Below are 13,779 nucleotides of genomic sequence, written 5' to 3' on the forward strand. Positions count from 1 at the left end.
TTGCGTGACGCGGGCGAAACTGACGTGCATCAGCCTGCGGCGGGGCGATGGGCCGATTTCAGGCGGATGTAGACGGTCTTCGTGACCTTGGCCACGAGCTGCCCTTGGGCGTCGAGGATGTCGACATGAAAAGTGGGCAGGTACTTGTCGCCGTTCGCTGTCTTGTCGATCACATCGGCGATCTGCGCGTCGTCGAGGCGAAAGCGCGCGGTGACGGTGCCGCGCCCCGGCGTGACGAACTCGATCGTTGCGGCACGATCCCACACCAGGTACTTGGGGCCGAGTACCTGCAGCAGCATCAGCATGAACCACGGATCGGTCATCGAAAACAGATTGCCACCGAAATGGCTGCCGACGTAGTTGCGGTTGTACCAATGCAGCTTGAGTGCGACGTCGGCTTCGCGGAAGTCGTCTGAGATCCGCTTTGCCCGGATGCCGGCAAAGAAGAACGGTGGCCACAGGTTGATCAGGCGTCGGAAGGTGGTGGCTTTCATGCTGTTGCTTGCTTGGGCAGGAGTGCGCATCTTCACCGATCGGCTTGAATTCGACGATCAGTAATTGCCCTGTTGAGATCGGCACTCGCACGGCGCCACTCGGGTGAAAATAGCGCTTGACCTTCCCATGATGGTAAGGCTGACGCTACGGGCTCCAGGTACAGCAATGGACGTAACAGCGATGAACACAACGATCACCCCGGTTTCGAAGGAGCTTGACCTGCCAATCAGCGGCATGACCTGCGCTTCCTGTGTTGCGCGCGTCGAGCGTGCGTTGCAGGCCGTGCCCGGCGTGCAGTCGGTGAGCGTCAATCTGGCCACCGAGCGCGCCCGTGTCACGAGTGCGGCCGTGCTCGACACCGCAGTGCTGCGCGAGGCGGTGCAAAAGACCGGCTTTGATGTGCCGCTCGCCGAGCTTGACCTCGGCATCAAGGGAATGACCTGCGCCTCGTGCGTCGCACGGGTCGAGAAGGGCCTCAAGCGGGTGCCGGGTGTGCTGGATGCGGCGGTGAATCTGGCGACGGAGTCTGCGCGCATCCGCACGCTGCCCGGCGTTGGTGTCGAGGCGGTTGCCGCGGCGATCGAGGCGGCGGGTTTTGAAGCAGTGCTGCCGCAAGCGGACGCGACCCCCGAGGCCGAGCGGGCCCCTGCCGTCGACCGCGACGGCATCCGCGTGGTGCTGGCCGCGTTGCTGTCGCTGCCGCTCGTGGTGCCGATGCTAGGCGAACTCGTCGGCCGCCACTGGATGTTGCCAGGCTGGCTGCAACTTGTTCTCGCAACGCCGGTGCAGTTCTGGCTCGGGGCGCGCTTCTACCGCGCCGGCTGGCATGCGCTGCGCGCGGGTGCCGGCAACATGGATCTGCTGGTTGCGCTTGGTACTTCGGCCGCGTTCGGCTTGTCGGTGTGGCAATGGCTCGCTGGCGGCATGCATCTCTACTTCGAGGCGTCCGCGGTGGTGATTACGCTGGTGCTGCTGGGCAAGTGGCTGGAGGGGCGCGCGAAGCGGCAAACCGCGGCCGCGATCCGCGCCTTGCAGGCCCTGCGCCCCGACACCGCACGCGTGCTGCGTGACGGCCGTGAGCAGATGCTGCCCTTGGCGCAACTGCGCCTCGGCGACCTGGTGGTTGTGCTGCCGGGCGAGCGTGTCGCCGTGGATGGCGAAATCCTTGAGGGCATCAGCCAGTTCGACGAATCGCTGATCACCGGCGAGAGTCTGCCGGTGGCGCGCGAACCGGGCGAACCGGTGATCGGCGGCGCGATCAACGGTGAGGGCAGGGTGGTGGTGCGCACCACCGCGCTGGGGGCCGAGAGCACGCTGGCCCGCATCATCCGCCTTGTCGAAAGCGCGCAGGCAGCCAAGGCGCCGATCCAACGCCAGGTCGACAAGGTCAGCGCGGTATTCGTGCCGGTGGTGCTGGTGATCGCGCTCATCACATTCGTGGGCTGGTGGCTTGCGACCGGCGATGTGAGCAACGCGGTGATCAACGCGGTTGCGGTGATGGTGATTGCATGCCCGTGCGCACTCGGCCTCGCCACGCCGGCTGCGATCATGGCCGGCACCGGTGTCGCGGCCAAGCACGGCATCCTGATCAAGGATGCCGAGGCGCTCGAAATCGCGCACAGCGTTGGTGTGGTCGCCTTCGACAAGACCGGCACGCTTACCGAAGGCCGCCCGACCCTGGCGGCGATCGCCGCGGTGGGCAAGGACTCGGCGCTCCTCGCAGACGCCGCCGCCCTGCAGGCTGGCAGCGCGCACCCGCTGGCGCAGGCGGTGCTCGATGCGGCCAAGGCGCTCGCGATTGCGGTGCCGGCCGCCAGCGATTTGCGCGCCCTGCCAGGCCGCGGCGTGAGCGGTGTTCTGAACGGTGTCACGCTGCAGTTGGGTAACACCCGTCTGCGCGACGAACTCGGGCTTGACGCGGGCCCGTTTGCAGCGCGCGCCGACGAGCTCGCGGCAGCGGGGCGCACCGTGTCATGGCTGATGGCGATACCGGCAGGCGGCGCGCCCGAGTTGCGCGGGCTGCTCGCGTTCGGCGACCGCGTCAAGCCGCAGGCCATCGTTGCAGTGCGTGAGTTGCGGGCGATGGGCGTCAAGAGCGTGATGATTACCGGTGACAACGCAGGTGCCGCGCAAGCGGTGGCGGCCGAGCTGGGCATCGACGAGGTGCTCGCCAACGTCTTGCCGGGCGACAAGGCTGCGCGTGTCGCCGCGCTCAAGGCCGGCGGTGTGCGGGTTGCGATGGTGGGCGACGGCATCAACGACGCTCCGGCGCTCGCTGCCGCCGATGTCGGCATCGCAATGGCGACCGGCACCGAGGTGGCGATGCATGCGGCGGGCATCACGCTGATGCGCGGTGACCCGGCACTGATTGCCGACGCCCTCGATATCTCCCGGCGCACCTGGCGCAAGATCCAGCAGAACCTGTTCTGGGCATTCGCCTACAACGTCGTCGGTATTCCGCTCGCGGCCGCAGGCATGTTGTCGCCGGTCATCGCGGGTGCGGCGATGGCGTTCTCGAGTGTCAGCGTGATCACCAACGCGCTGCTGCTCACACGCTGGCGGCCGGTGCCGAGCAGCCGGCAGCGTTGATCCGGCATTGCCATGACGATGCACAGGCTCGAACTGTTTGGCCCCGTCGCGCGAGGCGGGCGTTCTGCGGAGTTGAAGACATGAACATCGGTGCTGCCGCCAAGGCATCCGGCCTCTCGGCCAAGATGATCCGCCACTACGAATCGATCGGACTGTTGCCGCCCGGTGTGCGTGGCGACAATGGCTATCGGCGCTATTCGGCGCGCGATCTCGACACCCTTCGTTTCGTGCGCCATGCCCGTGAGCTGGGATTTCCGCTTGAGACGATCCGGCACTTGCTGTCGCTGTGGCAGGACCAGCATCGCAGCAGTGCGGACGTGAAAACGCTGGCCCTGGCGCAAGTGGCGGAGCTCGATCGCCGCATCGCGGATCTCACGCGCATGCGCGACGCCATCGCCGCGCTCGCCATGCGCTGCCACGGCGACGAGCGGCCCGAGTGCCCGATCCTGGAAGAGTTGCGCGACGGATCCGGCGCGGCACACTGCTGCAGCGCTGGGTAGCACGTCGGCCGCCTGCGCGCTGCGCGCGCCGGGGCCGCGGAGGATGCTGGCGCGCGGACTAGTCGGCCCGCTTGGCGGTCATGCGTCGCATCGCGCGTTCCGTTTCCACGGTCGCAATCGTCGCCGCGAATTCATGTTCGAAGGCGGCAATGAAAAGCCCCTTGATGGCGTTCATGCGCTCGGCCGGGTCGCAGTCTCGCTCGGCCAAGTCCGAGACACACAATTCGCGCGCCGCAAACCCCATCGCTGCGACGCGTAGTTCCAGCGAAAGGCTTTCGTCGCTGTTGCTGGCGACATAGATGAGATCGGTAAGCTGAGTGATGTGCTTGGCGATCTCGTCGGAATCGGGTTGCTGGGTCATCGTCGTGGGCCGGTGGTGCTGAGTGCGATACGGTAACAGTAGCCGCAGATGCGCGCTGCCGCCTGGCTCAGGGGTAGAACACATCCAGCGTTGGAAACGCCGCTTCGCCGTGCAGGCAATCCCAGAGGTAGATCGCGAAACCGATGTCGCCGGTCCACAGCGAGTAGCGGCCGTGGCCGTAGTGCTCGCGTTCGGCGGCGACCTGTTCGATGCCATGCATCGCAAACGCGCGCGCACGTTCCAGCCAGACCGGGTCACCGCTGCGTCGGTAGAGCTTAAGGAAGGCGTAGCCGTTGCCACCTGTGCCATGGCACAGGTTGGCGCCCTTGGTGAGGGGGCCCGCCTTCCAGATCGTTTCGCCGGCCGCAAGCAGCAGCGGGTCGAGCGCCGCGTCCGGGTGATCGGCGAGACAGATCACGAAACCCGGCGCGCCGTGGCAGAACTGCATCAGGTAGAGGGGATCGCGTCCGGCTGGTGTGTCGAGGAAAACACGCCAGTTCGCGAAGGGGCCATCGCGGGTGACGCTACGCTGCATGGTGTTGGCGATACAGCTGAGCCAGGCGTCGCGGTCGGCGGCAGGCAGCAGGTGTGCGCCGCGCAAGATCGGCGCGGCGGTGGCGACAAATCCATGCACCGCATCGAGGTAGTTTGTGCGGTGCCCGTAGAGGTCCTGCGTCCAGAACGCGCATTCGTGCTTCTCAGACCACTCAAGCTGTGACCACAGCACCGCCGCCGTGTCGCGAAACTGCGCCGCCCAGCGCTCGTCGCCAGTGAGTTCGTAGAGACACAGCGCGGCCAGCAAGGTACCGGGCGCGCCCCACATCAGTTCACGCGCCGGGTGCTCGCGGTTGTCGTCGATCAGCGTGGCGAGCGCTTTCGCATCCACTTGGCTGCGCGTTGCGCCGTACGCGAGCATCCGGATCGGCGTATCGCCCATCAGGTAGGCAGCGAAGTCCTGACTACCGATTGATGCGAGCCAGGCGCGGTTGCGCTCGCGCAGCGCGTCGAGCTGGTCGAGATAGTCGCGCTCGAGGCGGGCGGCGCCGCGAGCCTGCAAGTAGTGCAGCGCCCAGATGACGCCGCAGGCGCCGAAGTACAGCGTGGTGGCGGGCAGGTTCGGATCGTCGTCGGGCGCAAGATCGCGCGGGTGCAGCGGCCAGTAGCGGTCTGGCGAGAAGTGCGCTTCCGCATCGCGGACGATCTCGTCGATCGTTGTGCGCGCGCGCACCGCATCCCACGCGCTGGCCCGAAGTGCTTCATGGCGGGTTGGGTCGTAGAGCACAAGATGGTTGTCGCCCTGGTCGGTTCGGCCGCTCATGGCGTGCCGTTGCGGCCGTGGCGCATGAAGGCGGGCCGCTCGCTTAGGCGTTCGTAGTAGGCACCGACGGCCGGGAAGACCGGCCGCGAGGTCGGCGGTATCGGCGCCATGAACCAGCGATGCACCGATAGCCCCAGCACCACGTCCGCCAGCGTGAAGCTGTCGCCCGCGGCATAAGCACCGGTCCGCGCGAGCTGCTGCTCCAGGATGCCGATGTGGTGGTGCCATGCTGCAATACCGGCCGCGAGTCGCTCGGCGTCCTGGTAATCGGGGTGCTGTCGCACCAGCGACATGAAGGCGTAGCGCCAGCTGTTGTTGAGTTCGGTCGCCTGCCAGTCCATCCACTTTTCAACCTGCGCGCGGGCCTGAGGCGCAGCGGGCAGCAGATCGGTGCGGCCGTGCTGACCGGCGAGATAGCGGCAGATGGTGTTCGATTCCCACAGCACGAAGTCGCCGTCCCGGATCACCGGCACCATTGCGTTCGGGTTCAGCGCGCGGAATTCGGCGGTGTCAGTGGTGCGAAAACCGGCGCCCCAGTCTTCGCGCACGAAGGGGATCCCGATCTCGTCGCAGGTCCACAGCACCTTGCGCACGTTGATCGATGTCGCTTTGCCAAGAATCGTCAGCATGATGCGCTTCCGAAAGATCGCGGATCCGCCATTGGATCAGCGTGCGAGCGTGCGGTCCAGCGGCACGACGGTCTTGCCGATCGGTGCCAGCGCGAGTCCGGCGAGCTTCAGGTGCTGCAGCCCGAACGGGATGCCGATGATCGTGATGCAGCACAGCAGCGCGTGAAACAGGTGGCCTAGCGCCAGCCACCAGCCGGCGACGATGAACCAAAGCACGTTGCCGACCACCCCGGGGATCCCGGTGCCGATATCCTCGCGTTGCGTGACGACGCGGCGGTCGACCGCCTCGTTACCGAAGGGCAGGAAAGCCAGCTGGCCGATCACGAAACAGGCACGCCCCCATGGGATGCCGATGATGGAGAGAAAGCAGATGGCGCCGGCGAGAAGCCAGCCGAGTGCCATCCACAGGCCACCGAACACAAGCCACAGCAGGTTACCGATCAATCGCATTGGGCGTTGCTCCATTCCGGGGGCTGCAGGTTCAGTCGCGATTGGTCGCGACCACGACCGGCGCCGATTGCGCCGCGATGCCGCTTGCCGCAGCGTACTCAAGCGACGGCATGCTCATGAGGAACAGCGTACCGCCGATGCTGAAGGTAACGCCAGCGGCGGCGATCAGGGCTGCGAGTGCGCGGGTGGCGGTGCGGGGGGCGGTGGTTTTCATGGCGTTGTCCTCTTCTCTCTGCGTCGTCTGTCGATGGCTGCAGAATGGACTTCGCGACGTTGCGTCGCGAGCGCGCTGCGATGGCCTGCAGCAGTTGCGGAATGGACTGCAGATTTGCGCGATGGACGGACGGCAGTCGCGGCGGTGTGGCGCTATCCAGCAGCCGCCCGAAGCTTGCCGCCAGCGCCGGCGCGCAGCGCGCCGACGGTGTGTTGCGCTGCGGGTGAGGGAGCCTTGTGGCACCCTTTTGCCGGCAAGCGCCGGCGTGGGAGAATCACCGCGACACCGCAGCCTGGCGCCCGTACTGCGGGGCGGCCGGCGCCACCGAGGGAGGGGGAAGCAGATGGCCGTGATGCACCCGCTGACGCTGCGGTTTCGCGACGCGGATCTTGAGGACGGATTCTTCGAAGCGACGCGGGCCCGCACGCGCCTCCAAGGGCAGGCGGCGATCCTGGTCGGGATGTTCGTGTACATCCTGCACGGCGTGCTTGATCGCTGGTTTGTCAGCCCGGATGTTGTCGCGCACCTCTGGGGCGCGCGCGGCACTGCGCTCTGCGTGCCGTTGGTGGTGCTGATCTTTTCGCTGACACCCTGGTTCGCGCGCTCATCCCATCTGGTATTGGCCTTGGTCGGGCTCGCCGCGGGCGTTGGCCTGATTGCGATGCAGACGCATCTGCCGCTGGAAAGCGCGCCGTACTACTACCCGATGATGGTGGTGGTGACCTTCTACACCTACAACTTCGTCGGCACCCGTTTCATCTATGCGCTGGGCGTGGATCTGCTGATGCTGCTCGGCTACAACCTGTTCTTCGGCGCGCTGATGGGCTACCCGCTGCATGTGCTGCTGGGGCACGACTTCTTCATCGTGTCGGCCAACCTGATCGGCGGTTCGGCCGGCTACCTCGCCGAGCGCCAGCGTCGTCTGCTGTTCCTGCGCGAGCGCATGCTCGACGAGGAGCGCCGGCATCATCTCGATCGCTCGCTGCACGATGGGCTGACCGGTTTGCCCAACCGTGATCTGCTCTACGACCGGATTGCCCAGGCGATATCCGCCTCGCAACGCACCGGTCAGATCAACTGCGGTTTCTTCCTCGATCTTGATGGCTTCAAGCAGATCAATGACACGCTTGGCCACAAGGTGGGTGACCAGGTGCTGCGGGAGGTGGGGAGCCGCCTGGTGGCGGCGGTACGCGGGGTCGATACGGTGGCGCGGATCGGCGGTGACGAATTCTTCGTCATCGCGCGCGATATCGCCGGCGAGGCGGACGCGAAAGCGCTCGCCACCAAACTGCTCGATCAGATCAGCGCCCCGATGCAGTCGATCGCCCCCGGCCTTCAAACCGGCGCGAGCATCGGCCTGTGCCTGTTTCCCTACGATGGCATGACGGTCGCCGATCTGATCCACCGAGCCGATGTAGCGATGTATCGCGTCAAGACATCAGGCAAGGGTCACTACGCGGTCGCTGGCGCGGCCGACATCATCGCCGCGTGAAAGGCCTGGGGGCGACCCGGCCGCACCGCGCTTAGTCGCGGCTCGCGACCACCACCGGCGTTGACTGCGCCGCGATGCTGCTTGCTGCAGCGTATTCGAGCGACGGCGCACTCATCAGAAACAGCGTGCCGCCGATGCTGAACGCCACGCCTGCGGCGGCGATCAGGGCTGCGAATGCACGGGTGGCGATACGGCTGGCGGCGGTTTTCATGGCGGCTTCCTTTCCTGTCTGCGTCGTCTTTCGATGGCTGCAGATTGAACGCCGCCGTGCCGGTTCGCGAGCGCACTGCGACAGCCTGCCGTGATCGAGGAATGAACTGCAGATTCGCGCGATGAACCGATGCGCATGGCACGGGCATGAGGCAGGTCAGAGACGCGTCAGCACCATCGGTCAGAATGCCTGCCGGCGCTGGCGGTGCCAGCGGATAACACGATAGCGAAACCGGAGGAGTGAGAAGGATGAGCGAAACGACAAAGTTCCTGCTGAGCGAAGACCAGATGCCGAAGGACTGGTACAACATCGCCGCCGATCTGCCGGTGCCGCCGCCAGCCCCGCTGCATCCGGCCACGCAGCAGCCGATCGGCCCGGCGGATCTCGCACCGCTGTTCCCGATGGCGCTGATCGAGCAGGAAGTGTCGACCGAACGCCGCATCGAGATCCCGGAGCCGGTGCGCGAGGTGCTGCGCCTGTGGCGCCCGAGCCCGCTGATCCGTGCCCGCCGCCTCGAAAAAGCGCTCGGCACGCCGGCCAAGATCTACTTCAAGTACGAGGGCGTGTCGCCGGCTGGCAGCCACAAGCCGAACTCCGCGGTGCCGCAGGCCTGGTACAACGGCCAGGCCGGTGTGAAGAAGCTCGCCACCGAAACGGGCGCCGGCCAGTGGGGCAGCTCGCTGGCCTTTGCCGGCAGCCTGTTCGGCCTCGACATCACGATCTACCAGGTGCGTGTGTCGTACGACCAGAAGCCCTACCGCCGCGCGTTGATGGAAACTTACGGCGCGCGCTGCGTTGCCTCGCCCAGCAACGAAACGCAGTCCGGCCGCGCGGTGCTGGCGCAGAACCCGAATCACCTGGGTTCGCTCGGCATCGCGATCTCCGAAGCGGTGGAGGTGGCGGCGCTGAATGAAGACACCAAGTACGCGCTCGGCTCGGTGCTCAACCATGTGCTGCTGCACCAGACCATCATCGGCGAAGAAGCGATGCTGCAGCTGGAGATGGCCGGCGACGACCCGGATGTGGTGATCGGCTGCACTGGCGGCGGCAGCAACTTTGCCGGTATCGCCTTCCCCTTCATCGGCCTGCAGCTGCGCGGCGGTGCGAGCGTGAAGCAGCGCCGCATCATCGCAGTGGAGCCGGCCGCTTGCCCGAGTCTCACGCGCGGCAAGTACGCCTACGACTTTGGCGACACCGCGCACCTGACACCGCTGGTGAAGATGCACACGCTTGGCTCGACCTTCACGCCCGCCGGCTTCCACGCTGGCGGCTTGCGCTACCACGGCATGGCGCCGCTGGTCAGCCATGTGAAGGAGCTTGGCCTGATCGAGGCGCGCGCCTACCACCAGACCGCCTGCTTTGAAGCCGGCGTGATGTTCGCGCGCGCCGAAGGCATCGTGCCGGCGCCGGAGGCCAACCATGCGGTGCGCTGCGCGATTGACGAAGCGCTGCGCTGCAAGGCCGAGGGCCGTGCCGAGACGATCCTGTTCAACCTGTCGGGTCATGGTCACTTCGACATGGCCGCCTACCAGAACTACCTCTCGGGCGGCCTGGTGGACCAGGACTACGACGAGGCTGAACTGGCGATGGCCTTGTCCGGCTTGCCTGCGGTGGCCTGAGGCCTTTGCGTGCCGGGGGGCGGCAAGGGCACCCCCGGCATGCCCAGCGTCGATTCGATCGCAACCAGATCAGCGAGGCCAAGCGGCGGCGGTGGGGGCAGGTGGGCGTCGGCCAGCTCGCTTGCGTCGCGGCTACCGTGAAACACGCCATGCACCATCAGCACCTCGGCGAGCGACAGGCCGTCCTGCGGGCGGCGCGCAGTGCGTGTCATCGACTCGACGTCCATGCTGATCGAAACCGCGTGCAGCATCTTTTCGTCAATCCCGGTCTCGATGTAGCAGATGTGTCCCTCGCAAGGCAGGCCGTCCGCATACCGGAAGCCGTGGCCGCGCAGCCGCAGGTGCAGGCCGAAGCGACTCACGTGGTGGTACTTGTATTCGGTCGCACATTCGGTGCGACCAAACGCGGGGCCCCAGATCGACTCGATCAGCGCTGCAATTTCCAGCGTATGGGCGGCATGGGTTTTCGGCATGGCGGGTGGCTCCTTGGCGACCGATCCGCGCAACGGGGCGCGCTGGATCTGCCCTGCAGCTTAGGGCGCCGCTGAAGCCACGATTTGACGCGCCGGGCCACGGCGGTGGAACGGCCGCCGCCGACAAACGAATGGCGCGCCGGGTCAGGCGCGTGGTGTCTTGCGCGCGGCGCGGGTTGGCGCCGGCATCGCTTCGAGCGCGTGCGAAGCGCCCTCCACCAGGGCTGCGCTGAGCGTGCTGACCAGCTCGGTCGCAAGGCCCCAGGTGTGCCAGTACAAGGGCACCGTGAGCGGCGTGTTCGGCGTGATGTCCACCAGGCTGCCGCTTGCCAGCGCCTGCGCGCACTGCACTTCCGGTAGCAGGCCGTAGCCGTAACCCAGTAGCGCAGCGCTCAGGAAGGCCTCGTAGGCAGGCACGAAGTGGTTCGGGAAGTAGGGCTCCTTGATCCGCAAATGCCGCCGCAGGTGTTCGGTCAGCAGTGCATCGCGCCGGTTGAAAACCAGCGCCGGGGCGCGGTGGATCACCGTGCGGTCGAGCCCGCGCGGCAGGTAACGCGCAATGAAAGCCGGTGAGGCCACGCAGCGGTAGCGCATCACCCCGAGGGCGACCGAGCGGAAGCCGTGCGCCGGCGCCGGGTCGGAACTGATCGAGCCGATCACCTCGCCGTTGCGCAGCCATTCCTGCGTGTGTTCCTGGTCGTCCACGACGAAGTCGAGCATCGCCGCGTTGCGTTCGGCCCAGGGCGCGAGCGCAGGCAGCACCCAGGAGCCAAGGCTGTCCGCGTTCACTGCGATGCGCACGCGGCCGCGCGACACGGTTTCGAGCAACTCGGGCCATACATCCAGCGCCAGCAGCTGCGTTTGCCGTGCAAAGCGCAGCAGCGGTTGTGCGGCAGGCGTGGGGGTGACCGGGCGGGTGCGGAACAGCAGCGGCGCGCCGACTTGCTGTTCGAATTGCCGGATCCGCTGTGAAACCGCGGATTGCGTGATCGACAGCGTGCGGGCGGCTTTCTCGAAGCTGCCTTCGGTAACCACCGCTTCCAGGCATTCGAGCAGGGCGAAATCGATCTTCATCCGCCCAGTGTATTAGCGCGGCTTATGTTGGCGCAATCGCATCGGCCAGGCTAATTGACCGGCGACGCTCAGTGCAGCTTGCGGTACAGCGTGGTGCGGCTGATGCCGAGCCGGCGTGCGGCGGCTGATACGTTGCCACCCGCCTCGGCCAGCACGCGGCGCACCGCCTCGCGTTCGATCTGCGCCAGCGCGTCGTTCGCCAATGCCGAGGGCGCCGCCGGCCGTGCGATGTCCTCGCGCAGGTCGTCTGGCAGGTGCTCGAAGCTGATCGTGGTTTCGCCTTCGTCGAGCAGGGCGACCGCCACGCGCAGCGCGTTGTGCAACTGGCGCAGGTTGCCGGGCCAGCTGTAGGCCGCAAACGCGCGCAGCACCTCGTTGCTGACGCCGATCTCGCGTCCGCCGGACACCTCGCGCAGCAGGCGGCTGACCAGTTGCGGCAGATCGTTGCGTTCGCGCAGCGCCGGTAGCTGCAGCGCGAGGCCGTTGATGCGGTAGTACAGATCTTCGCGGAAGCCGCCACCGGCCACTTCGTCGCGCAGCCGCCGGTGCGTGGCGCAGATCAGCCGCAGATCCACCGCGATCGTGCGATCGCCGCCCAGCGGACTCACGGAGCGTTCCTGCAGCACCCTGAGCAGGCGGGCCTGCAAGGCCAGCGGCATGTCGCCGATTTCGTCGAGAAACAGCGTGCCGCCATCGGCCTGCTGGATGCGCCCGGCGGCGCCTTCGCGCCGCGCCCCGGTGAAGGCGCCGGGTTCGTATCCGAAGAGTTCCGATTCGATCAGCGATTCCGGGATCGCGGCACAGTTCAGCGCGACGAAGGGGCGATCGCGTCGTGGCCCGGCTTCGTGCAGTGCGCGCGCCAGCATCTCCTTGCCGGCGCCGGATTCGCCCTGGATCAGGATCGGTATGTCGTGTGCCAGCAGCTTGCGTGCGCGCGTAACCAGCGCAGCCATCGTCGCATCGCCAGCGGCGAGCTCGTCGAGGTCCGGCGCATGGCGGCGGGGCAGCGGCGCCGGGCGCGTGCGGGCCGGGCCACTGCTTGGCGCTGGCAGCTCGCCGCGCAGGCGGGCATACACCCGCAGGCCGCCGCGGGCATCGAGTTCATGCAGCGCAGCCGGATGCCGGCGGGCACTATCGAGCAGCCGCGCGTGCGGTTGTTCGAACAACTGTGCAAAGCCGAGTCCGTCTAGCGCGCGCCGGCGCAGGCCGAGGATCGCCAGCGCGGCGGGGTTGGCGCCGAGCACCGCGCCGTCTTCTCGGATCGCGATGACGCCTTCGCCGAGCACGCCGACGTAGTCGACTTCCGGATGGAAGGCGAGCAGCAGGTGGCGCGAGAAATCCGCTTCGAACAGGCGCTGCTCGATCCACTGCGCCGCCATGCGCGCAAGCCCCAGCGTGTGGGGTTGGTAGGCGCGGTAGTCGCCGGAGATGTCGAACACGCCGACGAGCCGGCCGGTGGGGTCGAACAGCGGGGCGGCGCTGCAGGTGAGTTGGGTGTTGTGGGCGAGGAAGTGTTCGCCGCCGACGATCTCCAGCGCGCGCGAGGTGGCCAGCACGGTGCCGATCGCGTTGGTGCCACGCTGTATTTCGCTCCAGTCCGCGCCGGGGCACAGCGCGACGCGCTCGGCACGCGAGAGGAAGTCTGCATCGCCGAGCGAGCGCAGGATCAGCCCATTGGCGTCGGCGAGGATCAGGGTCGAGGCGCTGTCGCGGATTTGCCGCGCGACGGTGTCGATCACGGGCTGTGCCAGCGCGATCAGCTGGCCGTTGCGCTCATGTGCCTCGCGCAGTAGCGGCTGCGGTACCAGCGCAGGTGGCTTTGGCACGTCGGGCGAGAGCCCAGCAGCGCTGCTGCGCTGCCATGAGGCCAGCACTTCCTCGCCGACCAGCGTATCCGGCCGCCCGCCCTGTACGAAGGCCAGTTCGCGGGCTTGTGCGAGGCGTTGGCGGTGGGCGTCGAGCGTGGCGGGCAGGGGCATCGGATCACCTCGTGGCGGATCTGGGGCAGGCAGCATGGTCGGTCAAGCCTTCGCGCAGCTTACGAGCCGGCGCGCGCACTGCCGCGGCTGCTTTCGGACCCGGTCTTCGGGAGGTGATGGAGGTCGCTCGACCCGTGTCTAGGTAGGATCGAGGCGGAGGACGATTCACCGCCGATAAAGACGTCGAGCCGTGCGGCCAATGGGTAACTCGGTGCTTGCGCTGGCGTAGTCGTTGGGCTTCACAAGTTCAGCGAACCTACCGAACTGTAGAATTGTGCGCTCGACATTGCTTTATCGAGGCTGCCGATGACGTTATCCCAGAAGCGTGTTTGTCTCGTGCTCGGCGCTGGGGCGAGTTGCGCTTACGGCTATCCC

General features: G+C 67.0%; 14 protein-coding genes. 4 read left to right on the forward strand and 10 right to left on the reverse strand.

What is annotated here, in order from left to right; translation table 11 throughout:
* Positions 1-29 precede the first annotated feature (29 nt).
* Positions 30-494, reverse strand: coding sequence for a DUF4442 domain-containing protein (locus HH302_RS18250; protein WP_172203695.1), 465 nt, complete (start codon positions 492-494; stop codon positions 30-32).
* 181 nt (positions 495-675) lie between these two features.
* Here HH302_RS18250 and HH302_RS18255 point away from each other — a divergent pair, with 181 nt between their 5' ends.
* Both HH302_RS18255 and cueR read left to right on the forward strand, forming a co-directional pair.
* A complete protein-coding gene (locus HH302_RS18255; protein ID WP_216661976.1) occupies positions 676-3,084 on the forward strand; it encodes a heavy metal translocating P-type ATPase in 2,409 nt (802 codons plus the stop codon).
* Between the two features lie 80 nt (positions 3,085-3,164).
* Complete coding sequence (gene cueR / locus HH302_RS18260; RefSeq protein ID WP_172203699.1) at positions 3,165-3,584, forward strand: Cu(I)-responsive transcriptional regulator; 420 nt, start codon at positions 3,165-3,167, stop codon at positions 3,582-3,584.
* A gap of 58 nt (positions 3,585-3,642) precedes the next feature.
* On the opposite strand, the gene HH302_RS18265 is transcribed toward cueR, so the two are convergent.
* The 5 genes from HH302_RS18265 to HH302_RS18285 all read right to left on the reverse strand — a co-directional run bounded on the left by HH302_RS18265 (position 3,643) and on the right by HH302_RS18285 (position 6,556).
* Positions 3,643-3,945 (reverse strand): hypothetical protein, encoded by a 303-nt coding sequence (locus HH302_RS18265; RefSeq protein ID WP_172203701.1) that lies wholly within the window; start codon positions 3,943-3,945, stop codon positions 3,643-3,645.
* Between the two features lie 67 nt (positions 3,946-4,012).
* Positions 4,013-5,263 carry a LanC-like protein gene (locus HH302_RS18270; RefSeq protein ID WP_172203703.1) on the reverse strand — a complete coding sequence of 417 codons (1,251 nt, stop codon included), beginning with the start codon at positions 5,261-5,263 and terminating at the stop codon, positions 4,013-4,015.
* Positions 5,260-5,892, reverse strand: coding sequence for a glutathione S-transferase family protein (locus HH302_RS18275; protein WP_172203704.1), 633 nt, complete (start codon positions 5,890-5,892; stop codon positions 5,260-5,262). The genes HH302_RS18270 and HH302_RS18275 overlap by 4 nt, the downstream gene beginning before the upstream one ends.
* A 36-nt stretch (positions 5,893-5,928) precedes the next feature.
* Complete coding sequence (locus HH302_RS18280) at positions 5,929-6,342, reverse strand: YccF domain-containing protein (RefSeq protein WP_172203705.1); 414 nt, start codon at positions 6,340-6,342, stop codon at positions 5,929-5,931.
* 31 nt (positions 6,343-6,373) lie between these two features.
* On the reverse strand, positions 6,374-6,556 hold the full coding sequence (locus HH302_RS18285) for a hypothetical protein (protein WP_172203706.1): 183 nt from the start codon (positions 6,554-6,556) through the stop codon (positions 6,374-6,376).
* Between the two features lie 343 nt (positions 6,557-6,899).
* On the opposite strand from HH302_RS18285, the gene HH302_RS18290 reads away from it, so the two are divergent.
* Positions 6,900-8,048 (forward strand): GGDEF domain-containing protein, encoded by a 1,149-nt coding sequence (locus HH302_RS18290; RefSeq protein ID WP_172203707.1) that lies wholly within the window; start codon positions 6,900-6,902, stop codon positions 8,046-8,048.
* A gap of 31 nt (positions 8,049-8,079) precedes the next feature.
* Here HH302_RS18290 and HH302_RS18295 read toward each other — a convergent pair whose 3' ends face one another.
* Entirely contained in the window at positions 8,080-8,259 is a 180-nt protein-coding gene (locus tag HH302_RS18295) for a hypothetical protein (RefSeq protein ID WP_172203708.1), read from the reverse strand.
* A 248-nt stretch (positions 8,260-8,507) separates the two neighbouring features.
* Here HH302_RS18295 and HH302_RS18300 point away from each other — a divergent pair, with 248 nt between their 5' ends.
* Positions 8,508-9,878 (forward strand): TrpB-like pyridoxal phosphate-dependent enzyme, encoded by a 1,371-nt coding sequence (locus tag HH302_RS18300; protein ID WP_172203709.1) that lies wholly within the window; start codon positions 8,508-8,510, stop codon positions 9,876-9,878.
* On the opposite strand, the gene HH302_RS18305 is transcribed toward HH302_RS18300, so the two are convergent.
* The 3 genes from HH302_RS18305 to HH302_RS18315 form a co-directional block, all read right to left on the reverse strand.
* Complete coding sequence (locus HH302_RS18305; RefSeq protein WP_172203710.1) at positions 9,824-10,351, reverse strand: hypothetical protein; 528 nt, start codon at positions 10,349-10,351, stop codon at positions 9,824-9,826. The genes HH302_RS18300 and HH302_RS18305 overlap by 55 nt on opposite strands.
* A gap of 144 nt (positions 10,352-10,495) precedes the next feature.
* The gene (locus HH302_RS18310) at positions 10,496-11,425 is read right to left on the reverse strand and encodes a LysR family transcriptional regulator ArgP (protein WP_172203711.1); all 930 of its coding nucleotides are present in this window, start codon (positions 11,423-11,425) and stop codon (positions 10,496-10,498) included.
* A gap of 68 nt (positions 11,426-11,493) precedes the next feature.
* Positions 11,494-13,404 carry a sigma-54-dependent Fis family transcriptional regulator gene (locus tag HH302_RS18315; RefSeq protein ID WP_172203713.1) on the reverse strand — a complete coding sequence of 637 codons (1,911 nt, stop codon included), beginning with the start codon at positions 13,402-13,404 and terminating at the stop codon, positions 11,494-11,496.
* Positions 13,405-13,779: the final 375 nt, after the last annotated feature.

It is taken from the genome of Niveibacterium sp. COAC-50 (assembly GCF_013184235.1).
GTDB classification, from domain to species: domain Bacteria; phylum Pseudomonadota; class Gammaproteobacteria; order Burkholderiales; family Rhodocyclaceae; genus Niveibacterium; species Niveibacterium microcysteis.